We start from the raw sequence: 18,099 nt of genomic DNA, 5'->3' as shown, positions 1-18,099 counted from the left end.
GATCGAGGAGGAAAATCAGCCCCTACACATCACCGCCAAAGCCGCCTGACGATGGCCCACGGCCACAGCCGAAATTACACCACCTTGACGGACGCGACCTTTTCGAGCGCTTTTAGCCAGCTCGCGACATAGGCGGCATGATCGGGCCGCGGTGCACAAGCGAGCCCTAGATCGGCCATTAGGAAACTGGCCCCGATCTCGGCAATCAATTCTTCGCGAGCGCGGATCGCGCGTTCCTTGTGATAATCGCGGAGGGTGTCGCGAGCGAGCCTGGTGCTGTGGCCAGTGGCGTGAACCAATTCGTGCCCCTGCGTCGAGATCATGCCCTCGTCGGTTTCGAAGGCCGATCGCGAGGGCATGTATATCCTGTCCTCTTGGGGACGGTAATGAGCGTCGTGGAGGCCAAAGGTGACGGGAACGCCCGCGCGTTCAAGGACTGCCTTTGCATTCGCGATGCGCACCGGCATCGGTGCTTCGGCTTCCTCCACTTGATCGTCGGCGCCGTCGACCTGTGCCTCGTTGAACACCACGAACGCGCGGGCGAAGAAACGCGCGGCGCGATCATCGCCCTCGTTTTCGCTGGCGGTTGGTTCGTCGCGCTCCTGACGTTTCCAGAGAATGACATGGGTGCCGCTCTCGCCCTTGCGGACCTGAGCGCCGACCGATTTCCATTGTTGATACGTCGCCCATGTACCGGACGCGAAGCCATGCGCATCGGCGGACGCCCAGAGGACGAGCCGGTTGATCCCCGAGTAGGCGCGGCCCGCGGCGCTGGTCGGCCGCATCACTGGAGTTCCCTTGTGGTGCCACGGCATCCGCCATTCGCCCGCACCGGCCTCGATGGCGGCGACGAGCTGGGAAGTGATGCTGCTGTAAATATCGTGACGCGGTTTCATGCGGCGGTTCCTTTCTGAAGCTGCGAGCCTTGCTCCCCGTCCCCTCCCCCGCTTTCCTCCTGTCCCGCGCGAGCGCGGGAGATCGCATCGGTCTCCGCGTCGGAGTCAGCCATGATGATCAGCGGTGGGACCACGAAGTCGGCGGCATCGAACCAGGCGTGCAGCGCCCGGCCTCCGCCGAGCGCGTTCACCGTTTCGCGGTCAGCAACGACATTGTCGTTTTCGTGGGCGGCAAAGGATTGGGGATCCCCCGTGCCGGTGAAAACGAGGCGTTCGGGGAGCCAGGCTCCGGTATAACCGCCACACCAGCGAACGAAGGGGAGCGGCGTGCGCGATACACCAGCTCTCGAGCGTCTCGAATTGGCCGCCAGTTACTTCGTGAGCGAATAGGCGCAGCGGTTCCCCATCGGTACGGTGTCCGGGAGCGAACGGTTCGCCGTCCCATTCAATGGCGAGGTCGTCTTCGACAATAAGCCGACAAAGGGTGATGAAATCGTCGGACGCGAGTTCGCCGCCGATGACGATGGATGCAGATACGCGATCAGCCATCATGTTGACTCCACTATAGAAATTTCGGAAGTTCGAGAGCGGCGCGGAGGCAGGTTTCCAGCTGGAAGCCGAGACCCTTGCTTCCGCGCCGCTTCGCGAGGTGTCAGGCCGCTTCGGCCATTGCCTCGTCGGCCGCAGCGACATCGTTCACGCCCGGGTTCGTGTCGTCGACGTCTTCGTCACCGCCATTGTCGATCGGTGCCTGATCTTTGCCGCTGTCATCGTTCACCGGGGCCGTTTCGGGTTCGCCGGGTGTATCCGCCGCGGTGAACGACATCACGTCGGGGATCCATCCGAGCGCGCGCGCTTTGACCTCGGGTGTGACGATCGCCTCGCCGGAACAGAGCTTTGCCGCGGTCGACGACAGCTCGGATTTTTTCGCGCTGGCGTAGCGTCCGGGCAGCTCGGGATCGAGGCCACCGAGAATGCTGAGGATCTGCGGCTTGCGGATGCGGTCGAAGAAGTTTTCGGGACCGGGGCGCCAGTATGCAGCCGTATCTATCTCGAGCAACGCGCCAAGCCCTGTTTGGAAGGCGTTGGCGTGTCCGCCGGCTGTAAGGCTGGCTTTGAGGCTGCGACTTACCGCATAAGCGAGCCAAGCTGCCTTGTCGGCCTCATCGAGCGCCCGGAAGGCAAGAAACGCGGCGAAGCTGTTCTCGGCCGCCGCCCACTCGCCAGGCAATGCCGTACGAACTGCTTCGAGTTCTTCCAGTGCGGTCGACAAGGGGACACCTGACAGGCCGCCCGGATCGAACAATTCGCCGATCATCACCATGACGCCAGTGTCGTTGTATGCAGGCTGCCCGGTGAACCTTCGTGCGAGGCCGAAGATGGTGAGATCGAGCGCCAGGCTCGGATCCTGCGCAACGTGCAGTGCCAGAACGTCGCGCCGATCTTTCGCCAAGTGTTCTTCGAGGCCGCGCGGCAGCGTATCATCGATCGTGCCGGGTTCCCCGGGCTTGCTGGTCTTGGGGGTCGCCGTTGCTCGTTTCGCCGGTGCCGTTGAATAGTAGCGCGGAGACAGAACAGGTTCGCCCTGGGCGTTGATCAGCAGGAAGGTGCCTACGTGCGGCCGATCTTCTTCGGGGATGTAATGGGCGCGATTGCTGAGTTCATCATATTCGGATTCCAGCCCTGCATTCTCGATTTCGAGGGCATTGACTGTGGCTTGGTCGGGCGCTTCATCGATCTCTTCCTCGATTGCTTGCAGTCGTTCCCCAATCTCCGTCATTCGGGCTTGGGCTTCGTCCGATAGGGGGACGCGCGGCCGATAATAGTCGCGGAGCGCTTCGGTTGCCTCATAGTGAACGTGGGTGGCGAGAACCGGTCGGACCCAAGCGAGATTTTCGCGAATCGCAATGGCTTCCGCTTCTCGTTCGAGTCGCTCGATCGCGATCGTCTCGGCAATTTCGCTGTCGAGCCATTTGCCCTCGCCATCGCCAGCGAACAGATCGCGTTCGATACGGCCGCCTGCCGCGACATAGTCATCCTCGCCGACGAGTAACGCTACAGCGCTGGTCGCATCGATCGCGTTTCCTGCAAGATGCCGGCGGATGGACATCGGGTTCGTGCCCTGGGAGTGGCCATTGAAATAGTTCCAGCTGGCGAGTTGCGCGTCGCGATCGGGCGTGCTGCCATAGGCTTTGGCGACGTCGAGAGTGATCTCGCTTGCAGCCAGCGCATTGAAGATCGGCTCTGCGAGGTCGGCGAGGCGCAGTCGTCCCTGAACGTGGCGGACAGTCACGCCGAACCGACGGGCAACATCTTCCTCGGTGGCGCCCTTCTCGATGATGGCGCGGTAGCCACTGCATTCGTCCGCGGGCGACATCGCTTCGCGAATGAGGTTCTCGGCCATGCTGATTTCTTCGGCGAGCGCCGCCGTTTCGTCATCGCACACACGGGCATCGACCGTTGCATTTTTGGGGAGCTCGCCGCTCTCGATGAGCTTCGCGATCGCGCGCCAGCGGCGGCCGCCTGCGTGGACATAAAAGAGCGATTTCTTGTCCGGAGCCGGGCTGACGATCACTGGCTGTAGCAGGCCATATGCGTCGATCGAGATGGCGAGGGCTTCCACGCCGGCTTGGCTGAAGCTTTTTCGCGCATTGGCCGGCGAGAGGCGGAGTTTGCTGAAGGGAATTTGCTGGGTCTGCATGATGAATCTCCGGTAACAACCGAGACCCGGTTCATGGGCTTAACTCCCAGGGGGCCTCGCCCCCTCCCTTCCCCCTCCTCTTTCAGCATTGGCGCGCCGCCGGCGCGCCAAGCCAGTCGCGGCACGCGAGCATTGCGCGCTGGCGCTATGAACCTATGGCGGATCAGGCGCTGGGAGCCCCAAAAACACAAAAGGGGGGAGGCCCGTGGACCGCCCACCCGAAGGTTACTCGGTTGCTTGCAACGGGATATACGGTTGAACGGATACTGGTTGACTGGGCTATCTGATTCGTAGGCCCCTCGAGGCTCCCCCGTCCAAGGCTCCAATGGCTTGGGGCCGGAGGCCTCTAATGCCCTCCCCCCGCGCCCTGGGACTCTCCCCCTCAAACTTGATTGTCCGCTCACGCATGGACATATTCCAGTCACGAAAGGAATAATCCGATGGCGATTAAAAAGCAAACGAGCGGTAGCGCCGAACTGCGCACGAATGAAAAGAAGTGGTCCAAGCCGCTAATGGATGCGGGATGGACCGCTTTGCCCAGTGTTATTATCGAGAACCAGCGGCAGCTCGGTCTCTCTCCGCTTGATCTGAACATTGTGCTTTATCTGGCAAGCAAATGGTGGACGGCGGAAGGAAAACCGTTCCCCTCGAAAAACACGATGGCAAAAGCAATGAACGTGCATCCTCGCACGATTCAAAAGCACATCGCTGCGCTGGAAGCCGCAAGTTACGTCCGGCGCGAGGAGAGGCGGACCGAAGCGGGGAGCAAAACGAACATCTACCATCTGGACGGCCTGATTAAGGCTGCAAAGCCTTTCGCCGAGGAAAAGCTCGCCGAAAAGAAGGACAAGGCGGAATTGGCAAAGCGCCGTCAGAATCGCCGCGGAGCGCCGAAGCTCCGATTGGTGAAAAGCGAGGAAGGATAATATGACGGCTCACCCTCAGGCGCCACCGCCAAAGGTAGTACCGCGGCTCGTCGCGGCGCCAAAAATTCGCCAGCTGCTTTGGTGTGATTTCCCGCAGGACGCACAGCTTCCTGAATTTTGGAAGCGTCGGCCTGTGATCATCTTGTCATACAGAAATACGCTTCACGGCGCCGTCACAGTTGTTCCCTGTTCAACGCAGGCACAGCCGGGCAACAAATGGGCTGTTCCGCTTCAAACGACGATCGATGGCCGCGCGGCGTGGGCGATCTGTGATAAGATGACAACTGTGGCAGTTAGCAGGCTCGTTCCCGATAAAGCCGGAATCGTGCGAATGCCGGAAGCTGAATTTGACGATATCGTGCGCTTAGTCCTGGACTGGCTGCCTACGCCAACCACGCCTGCGACATAGGGGGCCTCCCTCCGATTCAGATTTTAATTGAAAAACTACGATTGGTTGCCTATATGGGGTGCATATGCGGCCTCCCCTAGGAGTGTCCGTTTCCCAGTAGGGAACTAAGCGACCAAGGGAGCCTAACGGCTCCCTTTGGTTCTTCTAAGCCCCTAGATCCTACTGTTTTCTATCATTCGCCGACCAAATCCGCGTGCGTAAGCTCAATCTTTGAGACTCGCACTTCGCCCGAATCGCCATCGATAGAATTGCATCCCCGAGATACCGGAAGTGGTGGCGGGGCAACGTCATCGCAACCCCGCCGACCAGTTTGACGATCAGCCTCGCACGGTTGCTGCCTTAGCACTGACACGAGCAGGTTTACGGCCCCCTCCCCGCCCTTTGGTGCCGAGACCAATTGCCTTAGCTAATTCCCGGCGCTTTTCGGCATAGTTGGGCGCAACCATGGGATAATCGGCGGGAAGGCCCCACTTGGCGCGATAGTCATCCGGCGTCAAACCATAGTGGGTCATCAGGTGCCGGCGAAGCATCTTGAGCTTCTTTCCGTCATCGAGACACACAATGTAGTCGGGTTTGACCGAAGAACGAATTGACACAGCCGGCACAAGGGGTTCCTCAGGCTTTTCAGCGGGATGAGATAGTCCGGAAAGCGCGGCATGCACATTGTTGATAAGAAGTGACAGGTCTGAGATCGCGACACTGTTGTTGCCGACATGCGCGGCAACAATATCAGCGGTGAGGGTGAGCAGATCACCCGCATCTTGAGGAATATCGTTCATTTGTCTTATTCCTAATATTTAGGTTGCGCCCGGCGTCCTAATCCCGATTGGTGGGCCGCCCTGCAAGCAGTTTCTGCATTATACTCGCCGTGAAGCCCGGCGGAAAGCGTCCTATATAAACGCTGTCGGTATCGTGCAGCGGTCGAACATCATAGCCGAGCCAGGTGAAGATATTGAGGTCGTCGAGCACGACCGCGGTAGCGCCCGACAGACTGGCCCCTTTTGCGACCACCGATGGCACCGGCAGAGTGTTCGGATAGCGTTCGCCTTTGGTTGTGAGCGGAGCGACAATGACCTGACGCTTAGCGGCATCGACAGCAACGACGACGCACGGCCGTTCCTTCACGCCTTCATCGCGATGTTGGGCCTCATGGTGGAAGAGAAACACATAGTTGATGATTTCGCCGACTGCCGGAAAATGGGTATCAGCCATTCTTCCATTTTCCGCTCGCGATCTCTTCCTCGCTAGGGATCTGCGAAGCGATCAGCGCCGCGACGTCGTCGGGCATGTCCGCAGATGCGATATGCTTGCGATCGAGAGCGGCCAGGATATTACCCGCCGCAATCTCTTCCAGCCTTTCGAAATAGCCTGCGTCGACGAATGTCATATGTGGTCGACCATGTTTGGTGATGGTAACCGGCGCCCTCAGGCCCATATCGAGGATCTCTCCCGTGGCATTGTGGAAGTTGGTGAGCGTAACCTTGGCGCGGTGCGCACGATCCGGGATGATGGCTGGTGCTGTCATAAGAATCTCCTGAAGCTCGAATATAGCTAAAATTGCCAAAATGGCCAGATTCATATTGCCGCCAATGCCGAGACGATTTCGGCGGCGCGCGAGACAGGCACGAACAAGCGCGTCTTGAACTGGATGATTTCGGTGAAACAGCCCTTCGCTTTAAGTGTCGGCAATGATCGAGGATCGAATCCGCGGAGCTCGAGGCGCGGCTCGCCGTTTACGCGCCGACGTTCAAGCGTGAGCCCTGAGCTGCCACCGACCATTACGGTTTTGCTTTCCCACGCGGCGGCGACAATTTCGGCGGGCGCGAGAGTAATCCCGCCCGTGATGCCGAGTTTGCCGAGCAGCGGGTTCACATCGCCGTGCGGAACAATGCGCCCAAGCAATGCACGGCCGTCGGCCGTCACGAGGCGGCGCACTTCCGGATCGTCGCCGAGCAGGTTCCAGATTGGGAGCAAGCGGCCTGTTGCGAGAAAGAAGCGCTCGCGGTGCGGATTTTGTCCGAGCTCGTCGCACTCGGCCGTCCAGCAGTCACCGAAGGTTTCGGCATCGACGGGCTCCCACATGCTCTCCTCAAGGTCGCCGGCGGTGATAGATTGATGGTGACCGGGACGGTGGAGCTGCCACGTCGCCACTGCTTCGCCCGCGTCGGTCAAGCGCGTTCGAGCTGGGATTTGCAGGGCAACCTTACCAGAGCGACCGTTCCGAAGGCGAGATGCCCGGGTCCCGAAGCGTTCGGCCATTGCGGAGACATCGGCCAGCGAGCGCATCTCGCGCTGCCATTCGGCTTCGACGGTGAGCAGGCGTGTCGACGTCGATGGGTCGACGCCCTGACGAAGCATGATTTCATCGACGATCGTCACCTTGTCGGCGCGGATCGTCTCGACGCCGGCATCGAACGTACCAGCTGTCTTCGCGGCATCGATGCGCGTTTCAACAAGGCCGAGATACTCGTCGAAGATCGCATTCTGGATTGCGATCGGCAGCGCGAGGATGCGGTTCAGCCAGCGCTGAATGGGCGGAAGCTTTTCGACCAACTCACCCTCATATTCGAGCCGGAGCCCGGTCCGGTGGCAGAAATCCCCGAAAGTGACGCTGGTGAGCTTGCCGCGGTGCAGTAGTCGGTACCAGGTCAACAGCGCATCCTTGGCATAGTCGCTTTCGAGATTGTCCATCGGGTCGAAGAGATTTTGCCCACCAGTCTGACGTTGGCCCCGGGTTAGGGCACCGAGGGCGTCGAGGCGGCGCGCGATCGTCGAGATGAACCGGCGTTCGCCGCGGCAGTCGGTCGTGACCGGACGAAAGATGGGTGGCTGCGCCTGGTTGGTCCGATTGGTGCGGCCGAGCCCCTGCACCGCCCGATCGGCGCGCCAGCCTGGCTCGAGCAGAAAATGAACGCGGCGCTGCTGATTCTGGTGATCAAGGCTCGCATGATAGGATCGTCCCGTTCCGCCAGCATCGGAAAATACGAGAATGCGCTTGGCCCCGTTCATGAATGCGTCGGCATCAGCCATGCAAGCCGATGGCGAGCGCGACTGCAGTTTCTGGCTACCATCGGGCAAGCGGACGAGGCGTTTGGTCCGACCGGTCACCTCTGCAACAGCGTCGGCACCAAATCGTTCGATGACGGCATCGAGGGCGGGCGCGATCGGCGGCATGGCCCCAAGCAGCTCGAGTGTCTCAGCTCGGATCTGCAATGCTTCTTCGCTGTGGACCGGATTGCCGTCGGCGTCGGAGCGCGGCCGCGAGCGTTCATTGCCGTCGTCATCGCTGATGATCTCCATAGCCCGGGTCGGAAACGCCGCTTCGAGGTAATCCATGACGAGCTCGCGGGGCGAGAGGTCCAGCGCCAGCTCCGCGCGATCGGCGGGATCCAGATCGGCGAGGCGGCGGGAGAGTAAGGCTTCGCTGGTCGTTACGAGCTGGATAACGGCACTCTGCTCTGATCGGAGGGCGTCGTCGATCGCCGGCAGGAGACTCGGCAGTTTCATTGCGAGCAATAGTGCGGAGAAGAAGCGCTGCTTGGCACTTTCGAAGCGCGAGCGGGCGGCGGATAGCGCTTGGCCGTTGAGCGTAGCACCGGTTAGCCGGTCAACCACGCCGGCGGCGGCAAGCGCTTCCTCCATATTCCGGTGGATGATCGCTTATCGCGAGGAAGCGGTAATGCGGAGGAACGCGGCGTAGTCCTGCAAAGCTGCGGAACATTTCGCCACGTCCTTCACATTATTCTATAGGGTGTCGAGCCATCCCATCAGATTGGCATCTCGCTTCCACGAAGGTGGCACGTTGCTCGCCGCCGGGGCGCCAACCTGTTCCAGCGCCTTTCGTTTGGTCTCCAGATTGGCCTGAGCATAGTGATTGGTCGTATCGAGACTGACGTGCCCGAGCCAACTGCGGATGACGGTGATATCGACCCCGGCGGCAACGAGGTGGACGGCTGTCGCGTGCCGGAAGCTGTGAGGCGTAACGTGTTTTGACTGGAGGGTCAGCGTCGATTTCGCGGCTTGTTCCACGTAGGCGTTGAGCTTGAACCGCACCCCTGACGCCCCTAGCGGTTCACCGTATCGATTGACGAAGATCCGCTCATCGGGCGCACGCGGCTGTCGCTCCAGTAGCTTCCTGAGCAATGCCACGGTTTCTGGCCAGAGCGGGCAGATGCGTTCCTTGCGCCCCTTGCCGTAAAGACGCACGAAGTTCGGTGCATCGAACCGGATTGCTTCGGGACAGAGGTCAAGCGCCTCTTGGATTCGCGCGCCACTGTTATAGAGGAACGAGAGCAGTACATGGTCGCGCAGCCCTTCGAGTGTCGATCGGTTGGGCTGGGCGAGGATGGCCTCGACCTCCTCGGGCTCGAGGTAGCACGGCGCGGAGGTGGGCTCCCGCTTCAACGGAACAGCCAGGACCTCTGAGCACTGCGCGATGTATTCCGGATTCTTGTCCGCCACGAAGCTGAAGAAGCTGCGGATGGCGGCCAGTCGGCAGTTCCGCGTGCCGATCGTGGTCTTGCGGCCATGCTCGGTATGATGAAGGAACGCGCGCACCTCGCCGGCCGAGACGTCGGTGAGCGTCAGCCGCGCGACCCCGCAGCCTTTTCGCTCCGCGACGAACCGAAGCAGCAGCCGCCAGGTGTCGCGATAAGAGCGGATCGTGTGGATTGACGCGCTGCGCTGCTCGGCCAGCCACTCCTGGAAGAACGCCCGCAACAACGCGGGCAATGGATTGCCTTTCCTCATGGCCGCGCCTCCGTGACAAGGCACGGGGCGCCGAGCGCGCGGAACCGTTCACTGGCTTCCTGCAACAGATCCTGCGTGACGGTGATGTAGACCAGCGTGGAGTGGAGATCCCGGTGCCCCATGTAGGTCGAGAGGAAGTGCAGTTTTTCCTGAGGGTTAATGCCGGACCGGTACCACTGGAGGATGCGGTTCACCACCATCGAGTGACGAAGGTCATGGACCCGCGGCCCGGTCCGGCCCGAAGCGGGCTTGAGCCCAGCACGGCGCATGACGTTGGTAATCATTGTCGTAACCGCCTCGGGCCTGTAGCGGTCATTTAAGTGGGCATGCCAGAACAGCCCTGATTTCGGGTTCTGTGGGCCGCCAGCGCGCCGCCTCGCATCGATGTACGCGCGCAGTTCGACCGCGACACTGTCGGATAGCGGCAAGATCCTGGTCTTGTAGAACTTCGTTTCCCGGATCGTGATCGTGCCCGATTGCAGGTCCACGTCACCAAGATCGAGCCATGCCAGCTCGCTTCGCCGTAGCCCGGCACAATAGGCCAGCATGATCATGGTGTAGAGGGTCAACGGCCGCAGCGGAGCGTCCGGCGACGGATAAGTCCGGGCGGTATCGAGCATACGCCGAACGTCAGCCGGGCTGAAGATATGCGGTCGCCGATGCTCCCGCGCTACTTCCCGCTCTGGCCGGGGATTGAAGCGCTTTGGCGGGATAGTCGGATCGAGGCGGAACCGCGCCTTGGTCAGGATGCGCGCCAGCTTCTGGCATTCAGCCGCGTGGTTGCGGGTCGGCTTGGCAGCCGCCCAGCTCGCAATCATTGCCTCAAGTGGTTGCTCCGCGAGGTCGGGACGGGCCTGAAGGAACCGATCGAACCGCAGCAGCCAGTGAGCCTGCGCTTCATATTGATATCCCCGGCTGCGCATCAGCATGACATGGTCTTGCATGAAGTCACCCAGCACGCTGCCGAAGGGCGCAGGCCGTCGTAACGCGGCCAAGGCTTCGTCGGAATTCGGGGAAGCCAAGGCCCGCCAGATCGGCTTGCTTTGCTTGACGTTGTACCGACGGCGAAGTGCAGCAACAGGGTTGTCGGCGATCAGCCCGATTTCGACGAGGTGGTCGAGGAAGCGGTCGACAATGCAGACCTGATTGAGCAGAGTCGACAATCGCCAACGTTTTTGCATCTCCTTCAGCCAGGCGTCGAGCATCTGCCGGTCCACCGCCGGATGCCGGCGGGCAACATCTTCGAAGGTGCAAAGGAACCAGCGATATGTCGGTACGCTTCCCGGCCGGAACTGCGATTTTACCAGGAAGGCGTCGACGACGGTGCGATCGGGATCGTGCCAGGCGCTCATGACAGCACCTCCATTCCAGGCACCTCGAGTGCCACGGCTCGGAGATCATCTGTTGCCAGTTTGAGATAAGTATTGGTGGATTCGGTGGATCGATGCCCGAGCACGTCGCCGATGATCTTTTGCGGGACCGATGCCCGCAGCATTTCGACCGCACGTGCGTGGCGGAAGACATGCGGCCCCCGCTTTCCTGCTGGCACTACGCCTGCGGCGGCCAACCGACCGCGGATCATGCCGTACAGGTTCGTCATTGCGATATAGGGTGCGCAGGATCGGACGAAGATTTCCCGCACTTCAACCTGGGGCCGCCCAAGGCGCAGATAATCCAGCAGCGCTTCACCAACAGTCACCATTAGCGGCATGTACGAGTACGCGTTGGTCTTGGTGTGGCAGATCCGGAGGGATTCTGCGCGCCAGTCCACGTCATCGAGCCGAAGGCGGCATATCTCACCTTCGCGCAGCCCATACGTGGCAAGCAGCTGAAGTATCGCATAATCGCGTAGTCCGCGTGGCGATCTGTCCTCCTGCGTTGTCGCCAGAACCGCGGCGATTTGGCTCCTTTCCAGCGTCGACGGCACATCTTCGTAGGCATAGAGCATGGGGCCGATGATGTGTGGCGTCAGATCGGTCGGGATGCGACCCGTCCGATGCAGATGGCGAACCACCGAACGGAGACGCTCAGCGACATCGGCCAATGATTTGCGCCGTAAACCAGGCGCGCGCATGTCCATGTAGAGATCGATGTCCACGATGCTCAACGTTTCGAGGCTGGCGGCACCGGCCCGGTCGAACTGCCATCGCAGGAAGTTTCGCGCCTCCCACATCAGCGCCGCAATGGACGCGCTTGCCAAACCGCGCTCCTCGCGCAGCCATGCCTCGTATTCGCGGCAAATTTCATGTCGATGCTCGTCATCGGGACCGATCATTTCTGCGTCCGGGGGCCAATTGCCTTGAGCAAGCCGGAGGAGCTTGGCGATCGCGGTGCGGGGCAACATGTGCCAACGCGCACTGGGAGGCCGACCGTACTGGATCTCAAAATCCTGAACCGCATAGCCAAAATACTGATCGACCTGCTGCGGCGTCACAGTCTCGACCTGTATATCGCACTCGGCCAGATAATCGAGAAACGCGCGGGCGTAGAGACGGTGGTTCGCCACGACCACGGGATTGTAATTCTGTGTGGTGAGCGAATTCGAGAGTTCGGTGATCAACTCGTCATGCAACTTCAACATGATTGCCTCCTCAGCTGGTCCAGGGACCGCCGAGGTTCGCAACCAATATAATGCGCAGCAACTGCGCACACTATCATGGGAATTCGCCGGTTACGCCGCGCTCCTCCGCATTACCGCTTCCTCGCGATAAGGCATCATCCACCGCAACATGGAACAGGCGCTGGAGCTGACCGCCGTCGTCGACTCCCTCGAGAACGCGACGCTCAACAGCGGCGCCAAGGCGTCCGCCCGCTCGCGCTTCGAGTCGACCAAGCAGCGCTTCTTCGGCCAGGTCCTTCTCAGCCTGAAGATGCCGACCGTCATCGCCGCGGTCGAGGAACACCTCGCCGATGGCAAATCGGTGGTGCTGCAGCTCGTCACGACCGCGGAATCGATCCTCAACCGTCGCCTCGGGGAGCTCAGCCCCGACGAGCGGGCAGACCTCGAAATCGACCTGTCGCCACGCGAATATGTCTAATGTGGAGCTCCACATTATACTGATTACCGGAACTTCCTCAGGCTATGGGAAGGCGACCGCACAGCTCTTTCTCGATCAAGGTTGGAACGTCGTTGCGACAATGCGGGCGCCTGACGAAAGCGTGTTCGACAAGCCCGGGGACCGGCTGAAAGTCCTGCCGCTGGATGTGACCAGCGCTGAAAGCATTTCTAAGGCTCTCGCCGATGCCGTCGCCGCCTTTGGACGGATTGATGTGCTGGTCAACAACGCGGGCATCGGCTTGCTTTCCGCGTTCGAGTTTACGCCTGACACCGTAATTCGGGAGATGTTTGAAACAAACACTTTCGGGGTGATGGCGGTCTGCCGAGCGGCAATCCCGCATATGCGCCAGCATGCGGGTGGTGTGATAATCAATGTGACCTCCAGCACGGCGATCGCCCCGATGCCGTTCGTTGCCGTGTATACGGCCAGCAAGTGTGCTGTTGAAGGGTTCACTGAGGCGCTTTCGTATGAATTGGGCCTGGTTGGCATCCGGGCGCGGATCGTAGAACCAGGCCTTGCACCAACGACCAATTTCAGAACGAACAGCGCCAATCGCATTGAGGGACTGACACCACCGCCATACGACGCCTTTGCGCAACGCTATTTCGCCAAGTTGCAAGACTATCCAACCGCGTTCACGAGTGTGAGCGAAGTCTCCGAGGCTGTTTTCGCTGCTGCGACGGAGGAGGGCGATCGGCTGCGCTTTCCGGCGGGCCCCGATACCGCGTTGTTCGCACAATTGCGATGGATGACCTCGGAGGAACATTATTTGGCACAGATGCGGGCGATGTTCGGGCCTGATCTTTCTGAGTAGTGTTTTCTCTATGCGAGTGTCGCTTCTCCACGAGCATCGTAGCCGCATAATTGGCGCCGTCCCGCGGTTCGCGGCGGCGGAAATGCGCAGTCATTCCCTGTTGCGCAGGTCGCGGCTGAGCGTCGGCCGGCCACTGCATCGGCGGGCAGGCGGAGGGGGACATGCCTGACTTGGCTCTTGACCTCCGCTTTCTCCGCTACGCGATTCTGGTTGCGGAACACGGAAGTTTCCGCCGTGCGGCCGATGCGATGAATCTCTCGCAGTCGACGGTCAGCCGTCGAATTCAGTTGCTCGAACGCAGGGTGGGCGTGCCGCTCTTCGAACGCAGCAGGAGCGGAGTGCGGCCGACGCCAGCCGGCGAGCGCTTCATACGGGAGGCTGCATTTGGCGCTGAACACATTCGCCAAGCTGTCAGCAGCCTAAGCATGGAGAAACGAGGCCAGATTGGGGAGTTGAAAATCGGGCTGATGGCCTCGCTCGCCAGCGGTTTCTTGGCCGACGTGCTCGAGGCGTTCCATTTCCGGTTTCCGAACATCGATATAAAGATCGAAGAGGCGACGGCGCAGGCGACTGCCGCCGGCGTGCTAAGCGGTCGGCTCGACGCGGCATTCATTCCCGGCGAGCCGCGTCTTCCCGGTTGCCAGGCGATGCATCTCTGGGGTGAACCTCTATACGTCGCAGTTTCAAAGCACCATTCCATGGCGGCACGCGTCGGCGTCAATTGGGAGGATCTCCGCGACGAGACATTCCTTGTCGCAGCGGACGTTCACGGGCCTGAGGTCGAGGCGATCATCGTGCGGCAGCTTTCCGGTTTGGGTTTTCATCCGCGGATCTCGGTGCAGCGGGTTGGCCGCGAGAACCTCCTCAACATGGTGGGCATGGGATTCGGCGTGACCTTGGCTGCGACCTCCACTCAGGGCGCCTCCTATCCCGCGGTCATCTTCGTTCCGCTTGCCGAAGGGGGCGAGGTGTTCAACTCAAGCGTTGTTTGGTCGACAAACAACGTCAATCCCGCGCTTAAGCGTCTGCTGGACCTTAGCGCATCGATCGCAAAAACGCACCAGCGGCGGTCCTCAACGGTCCTAGAGGCCATTCAACGGTTGACATAACGAGATGACTGGTCATTTATTAACGTCATGCCACGTCCACCGAATCCAGAAGTTCGTTCGCGCCTCATCGAAAAAGGCGCAGAAATCATCCATCGCCTTGGCTTCAACGGCTGTGGCGTGCAGGATATTACTGCCGCTGCCGGAGTTCCGAAGGGATCGTTTTACAATTACTTCGAAAGCAAGGATGCGTTCGCGGCAGCGATACTCGATGAATACTGGCGCGCAATCGAATCCAATTACGTGTCCATCCTGGAAGACGATTTCGTTAGCCCGTTAAAGCGCGTCGAGAGACACTTTTCGGAGTTGATTGAGTATCATGAGCGACAGAAATTCACGTTTGGCTGTCTGATCGGCAATCTCGCGCTTGAGCTTGCGGCGCAGAGCTCGATTGCACGATCAAAGCTGAAAGCTCTCCTGAGGACTTGGACAGCCGCCCTTGCAAAGTGCCTGTCGGCCGCGAGCGAAGCGGGAGAGCTTCCCCTCGCGCGCGAACCCCAGGACCTTGCGGCGACGCTCATCGAGGCCTTCGAGGGCGCGGTGATGGTGGCCAAGGTCGAGCAAAGCGGAAGAGCTCTGAGGCGATTTGGCACTGTTGCCCTGCCTCGGCTCCTCGCGTGAAAATCGTGTCGTATTAATAGACGACCAGTCACTTTAATACGTCGCCAGCAGATGGCGCCTTCCTCTTCTGAAAGGAGAAGATCATGACTGAACTCTACGCAGATCCCGAAAATCCGGTGCTTCCAAAAAGCACGTTTCAGCTCGACCTGAAGCGAGCTGCCCTCGTGGTGATCGATCCGCAGAACGACTTCTTACATCCCAGCGGTGTGAGCTGGCCGTTCTTCGGCGAGAGCGTTGTCGAGAACAACACCGTGTCGCACATCGGCCAACTGTTCGAAGCCGCGAAGGCAGCGGATATCACCGTCGCCATCTCGCCCCACTTCTACTATCCATGTGACCATCATTGGCAGTTTGGCGGTCCACTGGAAAAGACCATGCATGCGATCAACATGTTTGGTCGCAAAGGCCAGTTTACCGTGGAGGAATTCGAGGGATCGGGCGCGGATTTCCTCGAAGACTACAAAAAGTACATCCACGACGGCAAAACCATCATTGCCTCGCCGCACAAGGTCTACGGCCCCGAGACGAACGACCTCATTCTCCAACTGCGCAAACAAGGTGTGTCACAAGTCATCCTGGCCGGCATGGCCGCCAATCTGTGCATTGAAGCGCATTTGCGGGAACTGATCGAACAGGGCTTCGAAGTGGTGGTCGTTCGCGATGCGACAGCCGGCCCTCGCGTTCCGGAGGGCGACGGCTACCTCGCCGCCCTGGTGAATTTCCGGTTCCTCGCGCACGGCCTTTGGACGACCGCGGAAACCGTCTCACAACTGAAGGGCTGAGACGCCCGCACCTGCGCACATGTCCCTGTGGTCCCGGCATTGCCGGGACCGCATCCCGTTAGCGATCATCAAAGAAGGAGAACGGATCGATGAGGCGTGAGGAACTGACCGAAAAGATATTGGACATCAAGCGCGAGCGAGGCTGGTCGTGGAAACACATCACCGGAGAGATCGGTGGTGTGTCCGAGGTGCTGATCATCGGCGCTTTGCTCGGGCAGATGAAGCTGATCAAACCGCTCGCGAAGAAGGCTGCGGCGCTGTTCGGCCTGTCGGAGGCAGAAGAGCGTATGCTGAACGAGGTGCCATATCGAGGCATGCCCATGCCGCCGACGGACCCCCTGATATATCGCTTCTATGAAATGGTGATGGTCAACGGCCCCGCGTGGAAGGCACTCATCGAGGACGAGTTCGGCGACGGCATTATGTCCGCAATCGATTTCGACATCACGTTCGAGCGTGAGCCGAATCCAAAAGGTGATCGAGTGAAGATCGGAATGTCGGGCAAGTTTCTTCCCTATCGCTACTACGGAAGCGAGCAAGGCATTCCCGAATATGGCTATAAGGAACCCGAATGATCGTTCGCCGGGGCTCCCTTGGGCCCTGCCGACGATCAAGAGGAAGTAACGTGCCGCGCGCGACGTGCCTTGGCGAAGCCGCGATCGGTCGCGATGAAGCGTTCGATCATAGGCGCAATCAGACGTGTTGGATCGGCGACCGGCTGGCCGGTCTCGCGGCCGTGAACCTCAGCGTAAGCGACAAGATCCCGATAGACCGTCGCCGGTAATTCCGCCGTCACCTTCACGGGCTTGTCGTCGGCTATCATGCCGAGTTTCAACTTGGTCACATCAGCCTCCGTAGGGCTCGAGAATAAGATCACGGGTTACGATCACCCGGACCGGGAATCCGGGTCGGATGGTGAGCGTCGGGGCGATGTTGAGCTGCCGCCGGATGATCTGCTGGCCTGCGTCGTTGATCGTGTCTTGGCCGCCGTTGCGGATCGCCTGGATCAGCCGGTCGTCATCATTGGTGGCCAGTTCGGCGCCGACGCTCAGGAGCGTCGAGAGACCGGCGGCCTTGGCGAGATCCCACCAGTGATAGTCGACGCCGTCCTGCAGGCCGGCATAGCCCTCGGCGTCGGCGCCGGGCTGGCGCTCCAGCACGATGCTGCGGCCGTTCGGAAAGATCAGCCGATTCCACACGAGCAGGACGCGGCTCTGCCCGAACTGGACGTTGTTGTCATACTGGCCGATCACGCGCGTGCCCTGCGGGATCAGGAGGATCCGGCCTGTCGGGCTGTCATAAATGTTCTCGGTGACCTGGGCGGTGATCTGGCCCGGAAGGTCCGATCGAACGCCGGTGATGAGAGCGGCCGAGATGACGGCGCCGGCTTGAAGGATATTCGGAGAGGCCGGCGCGGCGATGCGGTCGGCCGCAACAGTGCGTCGGTCGACCGGCGCGTTGAGAAAGGCCTGCTGCCGATCTTGGGCGCTCGGCGTTGCCGGCGGCGGCGCGAGCCCGAGGCTGGCGAGGTCCGGTGGCGCCTGGTTCGGCGTGTTCGCCGTGACCGGCGCGGCATTGCGCGCCTCCGCCGCCGCGAACAGACGGCTGGTGCGGGCGGTCTCGATCTCCTGGAGCCGGCGCTGCTCCTCGGCGCTGAGGCCGGGCTGCGGAGCGGCGACGCCGGGATTGGGCACGGGCTGGCCGCGGTTCTGGGCGCTGACGATCGGCCGGCCGAGGTCGCCCGGCAGCGGCGGGCCGAGCTGCGGCACGCTGCTATAGTCGCGCGGCAGGCCCTGGAGGCCATCCGCCGTGTTGCGGTTGTCGGTTGAATAAAGCTCCTCCGGCGCCCGGCCGCCGTTGCGAGTCTGGAGCGCATAGACCAGCGCACCGCCGATCCCGAGGCTGGCGACCAGGCCGAGCCCGGCGAGCACCTTGCGCGACAGCCGCGTCACGCGCGGCGCATCCGCGCGCAGCCGCATCGGCGCTGCCGCTTCGGGCGCCGATCCGGTCAGCGGCGCGGCCGCATCCTCTCCCTC

General features: G+C 61.0%; 20 protein-coding genes. 8 read left to right on the top strand and 12 right to left on the bottom strand.

Annotated features, from left to right (window positions below; all coding sequences use genetic code 11):
• Positions 1-74 precede the first annotated feature (74 nt).
• The 3 genes from ATE70_RS22960 to ATE70_RS22950 all read right to left on the bottom strand — a co-directional run bounded on the left by ATE70_RS22960 (position 75) and on the right by ATE70_RS22950 (position 3,597).
• Positions 75-896, bottom strand: a complete 822-nt coding sequence (locus ATE70_RS22960) for an ArdC family protein (protein WP_058539817.1) — start codon at positions 894-896, stop codon at positions 75-77.
• Positions 893-1,087: a hypothetical protein gene (locus ATE70_RS25310; RefSeq protein ID WP_058539816.1), complete on the bottom strand. Its 195-nt coding sequence runs from the start codon at positions 1,085-1,087 to the stop codon at positions 893-895. Before ATE70_RS25310 ends, ATE70_RS22960 begins: the two co-directional genes overlap by 4 nt.
• A gap of 461 nt (positions 1,088-1,548) precedes the next feature.
• Entirely contained in the window at positions 1,549-3,597 is a 2,049-nt protein-coding gene (locus ATE70_RS22950) for a ParB/RepB/Spo0J family partition protein (protein ID WP_058539815.1), read from the bottom strand.
• A gap of 440 nt (positions 3,598-4,037) precedes the next feature.
• Here ATE70_RS22950 and ATE70_RS22945 point away from each other — a divergent pair, with 440 nt between their 5' ends.
• A complete protein-coding gene (locus ATE70_RS22945) occupies positions 4,038-4,523 on the top strand; it encodes a helix-turn-helix domain-containing protein (RefSeq protein WP_058539814.1) in 486 nt (161 codons plus the stop codon).
• A 1-nt stretch (position 4,524) separates the two neighbouring features.
• Entirely contained in the window at positions 4,525-4,932 is a 408-nt protein-coding gene (locus ATE70_RS24585) for a type II toxin-antitoxin system PemK/MazF family toxin (RefSeq protein WP_082640034.1), read from the top strand.
• A 317-nt stretch (positions 4,933-5,249) separates the two neighbouring features.
• Here ATE70_RS24585 and ATE70_RS24580 read toward each other — a convergent pair whose 3' ends face one another.
• The 7 genes from ATE70_RS24580 to ATE70_RS22915 form a co-directional block, all read right to left on the bottom strand.
• Positions 5,250-5,711 carry a MucR family transcriptional regulator gene (locus ATE70_RS24580; protein WP_082640033.1) on the bottom strand — a complete coding sequence of 154 codons (462 nt, stop codon included), beginning with the start codon at positions 5,709-5,711 and terminating at the stop codon, positions 5,250-5,252.
• Between the two features lie 37 nt (positions 5,712-5,748).
• Positions 5,749-6,144: a type II toxin-antitoxin system PemK/MazF family toxin gene (locus tag ATE70_RS22940; RefSeq protein WP_058539813.1), complete on the bottom strand. Its 396-nt coding sequence runs from the start codon at positions 6,142-6,144 to the stop codon at positions 5,749-5,751.
• The gene (locus ATE70_RS22935) at positions 6,137-6,511 is read right to left on the bottom strand and encodes a type II toxin-antitoxin system prevent-host-death family antitoxin (RefSeq protein ID WP_231732814.1); all 375 of its coding nucleotides are present in this window, start codon (positions 6,509-6,511) and stop codon (positions 6,137-6,139) included. The genes ATE70_RS22940 and ATE70_RS22935 overlap by 8 nt, the downstream gene beginning before the upstream one ends.
• Positions 6,508-8,574, bottom strand: coding sequence for a strawberry notch C-terminal domain-containing protein (locus tag ATE70_RS22930; RefSeq protein ID WP_231732813.1), 2,067 nt, complete (start codon positions 8,572-8,574; stop codon positions 6,508-6,510). The genes ATE70_RS22935 and ATE70_RS22930 overlap by 4 nt, the downstream gene beginning before the upstream one ends.
• Before the next feature lie 102 nt (positions 8,575-8,676).
• Positions 8,677-9,681 carry a site-specific integrase gene (locus tag ATE70_RS22925; protein WP_009823939.1) on the bottom strand — a complete coding sequence of 335 codons (1,005 nt, stop codon included), beginning with the start codon at positions 9,679-9,681 and terminating at the stop codon, positions 8,677-8,679.
• Positions 9,678-11,033: a tyrosine-type recombinase/integrase gene (locus tag ATE70_RS22920; RefSeq protein ID WP_038575211.1), complete on the bottom strand. Its 1,356-nt coding sequence runs from the start codon at positions 11,031-11,033 to the stop codon at positions 9,678-9,680. Before ATE70_RS22920 ends, ATE70_RS22925 begins: the two co-directional genes overlap by 4 nt.
• Positions 11,030-12,262, bottom strand: coding sequence for a site-specific integrase (locus tag ATE70_RS22915; protein ID WP_007015824.1), 1,233 nt, complete (start codon positions 12,260-12,262; stop codon positions 11,030-11,032). The genes ATE70_RS22920 and ATE70_RS22915 overlap by 4 nt, the downstream gene beginning before the upstream one ends.
• A 133-nt stretch (positions 12,263-12,395) precedes the next feature.
• Between ATE70_RS22915 and ATE70_RS22910 the strand changes: the two genes are divergently transcribed.
• The 6 genes from ATE70_RS22910 to cynS all read left to right on the top strand — a co-directional run bounded on the left by ATE70_RS22910 (position 12,396) and on the right by cynS (position 16,638).
• Complete coding sequence (locus ATE70_RS22910) at positions 12,396-12,719, top strand: methylase (RefSeq protein WP_230959444.1); 324 nt, start codon at positions 12,396-12,398, stop codon at positions 12,717-12,719.
• Between the two features lies 1 nt (position 12,720).
• A complete protein-coding gene (locus ATE70_RS22905) occupies positions 12,721-13,554 on the top strand; it encodes an SDR family oxidoreductase (RefSeq protein ID WP_231728248.1) in 834 nt (277 codons plus the stop codon).
• A gap of 161 nt (positions 13,555-13,715) precedes the next feature.
• Positions 13,716-14,663 (top strand): LysR family transcriptional regulator, encoded by a 948-nt coding sequence (locus ATE70_RS22900; protein WP_054362428.1) that lies wholly within the window; start codon positions 13,716-13,718, stop codon positions 14,661-14,663.
• Positions 14,664-14,690: 27 nt separating this feature from the next.
• Positions 14,691-15,281 carry a TetR/AcrR family transcriptional regulator gene (locus tag ATE70_RS22895; RefSeq protein WP_054362429.1) on the top strand — a complete coding sequence of 197 codons (591 nt, stop codon included), beginning with the start codon at positions 14,691-14,693 and terminating at the stop codon, positions 15,279-15,281.
• A gap of 83 nt (positions 15,282-15,364) precedes the next feature.
• Positions 15,365-16,063 (top strand): cysteine hydrolase family protein, encoded by a 699-nt coding sequence (locus ATE70_RS22890; RefSeq protein ID WP_054362430.1) that lies wholly within the window; start codon positions 15,365-15,367, stop codon positions 16,061-16,063.
• An 89-nt stretch (positions 16,064-16,152) separates the two neighbouring features.
• The gene (gene cynS, locus ATE70_RS22885) at positions 16,153-16,638 is read left to right on the top strand and encodes a cyanase (protein WP_054362431.1); all 486 of its coding nucleotides are present in this window, start codon (positions 16,153-16,155) and stop codon (positions 16,636-16,638) included.
• Between the two features lie 35 nt (positions 16,639-16,673).
• Here cynS and ATE70_RS22880 read toward each other — a convergent pair whose 3' ends face one another.
• Together ATE70_RS22880 and ATE70_RS22875 are read right to left on the bottom strand one after the other, a co-directional pair.
• Positions 16,674-16,907, bottom strand: coding sequence for a DUF2274 domain-containing protein (locus ATE70_RS22880; RefSeq protein ID WP_054362432.1), 234 nt, complete (start codon positions 16,905-16,907; stop codon positions 16,674-16,676).
• Between the two features lies 1 nt (position 16,908).
• Positions 16,909-18,042: a TrbI/VirB10 family protein gene (locus tag ATE70_RS22875; RefSeq protein ID WP_196490234.1), complete on the bottom strand. Its 1,134-nt coding sequence runs from the start codon at positions 18,040-18,042 to the stop codon at positions 16,909-16,911.
• Positions 18,043-18,099 lie beyond the last annotated feature (57 nt).

Source organism: Sphingopyxis sp. H053 (assembly GCF_001468225.1).
Lineage (GTDB): Bacteria > Pseudomonadota > Alphaproteobacteria > Sphingomonadales > Sphingomonadaceae > Sphingopyxis.
Note: the sequence above shows the minus strand (reverse complement) of the source record. Positions and strands in the feature narration are given on the sequence as shown.

What these genes read in the sequence shown, in the direction of transcription:
- ATE70_RS22930 (WP_231732813.1), bottom strand. Translation starts at nt 8,574, where the DNA reads ATGGAGGAAGCGCTTGCCGCCGCCGGCGTGGTTGACCGGCTAACCGGT.
- ATE70_RS22890 (WP_054362430.1), top strand. Translation starts at nt 15,365, where the DNA reads ATGACTGAACTCTACGCAGATCCCGAAAATCCGGTGCTTCCAAAAAGC.
- ATE70_RS22900 (WP_054362428.1), top strand. Translation starts at nt 13,716, where the DNA reads ATGCCTGACTTGGCTCTTGACCTCCGCTTTCTCCGCTACGCGATTCTG.
- ATE70_RS22950 (WP_058539815.1), bottom strand. Translation starts at nt 3,597, where the DNA reads ATGCAGACCCAGCAAATTCCCTTCAGCAAACTCCGCCTCTCGCCGGCC.
- ATE70_RS22920 (WP_038575211.1), bottom strand. Translation starts at nt 11,033, where the DNA reads ATGAGCGCCTGGCACGATCCCGATCGCACCGTCGTCGACGCCTTCCTG.
- ATE70_RS24585 (WP_082640034.1), top strand. Translation starts at nt 4,525, where the DNA reads ATGACGGCTCACCCTCAGGCGCCACCGCCAAAGGTAGTACCGCGGCTC.
- ATE70_RS22925 (WP_009823939.1), bottom strand. Translation starts at nt 9,681, where the DNA reads ATGAGGAAAGGCAATCCATTGCCCGCGTTGTTGCGGGCGTTCTTCCAG.
- cynS (WP_054362431.1), top strand. Translation starts at nt 16,153, where the DNA reads ATGAGGCGTGAGGAACTGACCGAAAAGATATTGGACATCAAGCGCGAG.
- ATE70_RS22945 (WP_058539814.1), top strand. Translation starts at nt 4,038, where the DNA reads ATGGCGATTAAAAAGCAAACGAGCGGTAGCGCCGAACTGCGCACGAAT.
- ATE70_RS22875 (WP_196490234.1), bottom strand. Translation starts at nt 18,042, where the DNA reads ATGCGGCTGCGCGCGGATGCGCCGCGCGTGACGCGGCTGTCGCGCAAG.
- ATE70_RS22960 (WP_058539817.1), bottom strand. Translation starts at nt 896, where the DNA reads ATGAAACCGCGTCACGATATTTACAGCAGCATCACTTCCCAGCTCGTC.
- ATE70_RS22940 (WP_058539813.1), bottom strand. Translation starts at nt 6,144, where the DNA reads ATGGCTGATACCCATTTTCCGGCAGTCGGCGAAATCATCAACTATGTG.
- ATE70_RS24580 (WP_082640033.1), bottom strand. Translation starts at nt 5,711, where the DNA reads ATGAACGATATTCCTCAAGATGCGGGTGATCTGCTCACCCTCACCGCT.
- ATE70_RS22895 (WP_054362429.1), top strand. Translation starts at nt 14,691, where the DNA reads ATGCCACGTCCACCGAATCCAGAAGTTCGTTCGCGCCTCATCGAAAAA.
- ATE70_RS22935 (WP_231732814.1), bottom strand. Translation starts at nt 6,511, where the DNA reads ATGAATCTGGCCATTTTGGCAATTTTAGCTATATTCGAGCTTCAGGAG.
- ATE70_RS22915 (WP_007015824.1), bottom strand. Translation starts at nt 12,262, where the DNA reads ATGTTGAAGTTGCATGACGAGTTGATCACCGAACTCTCGAATTCGCTC.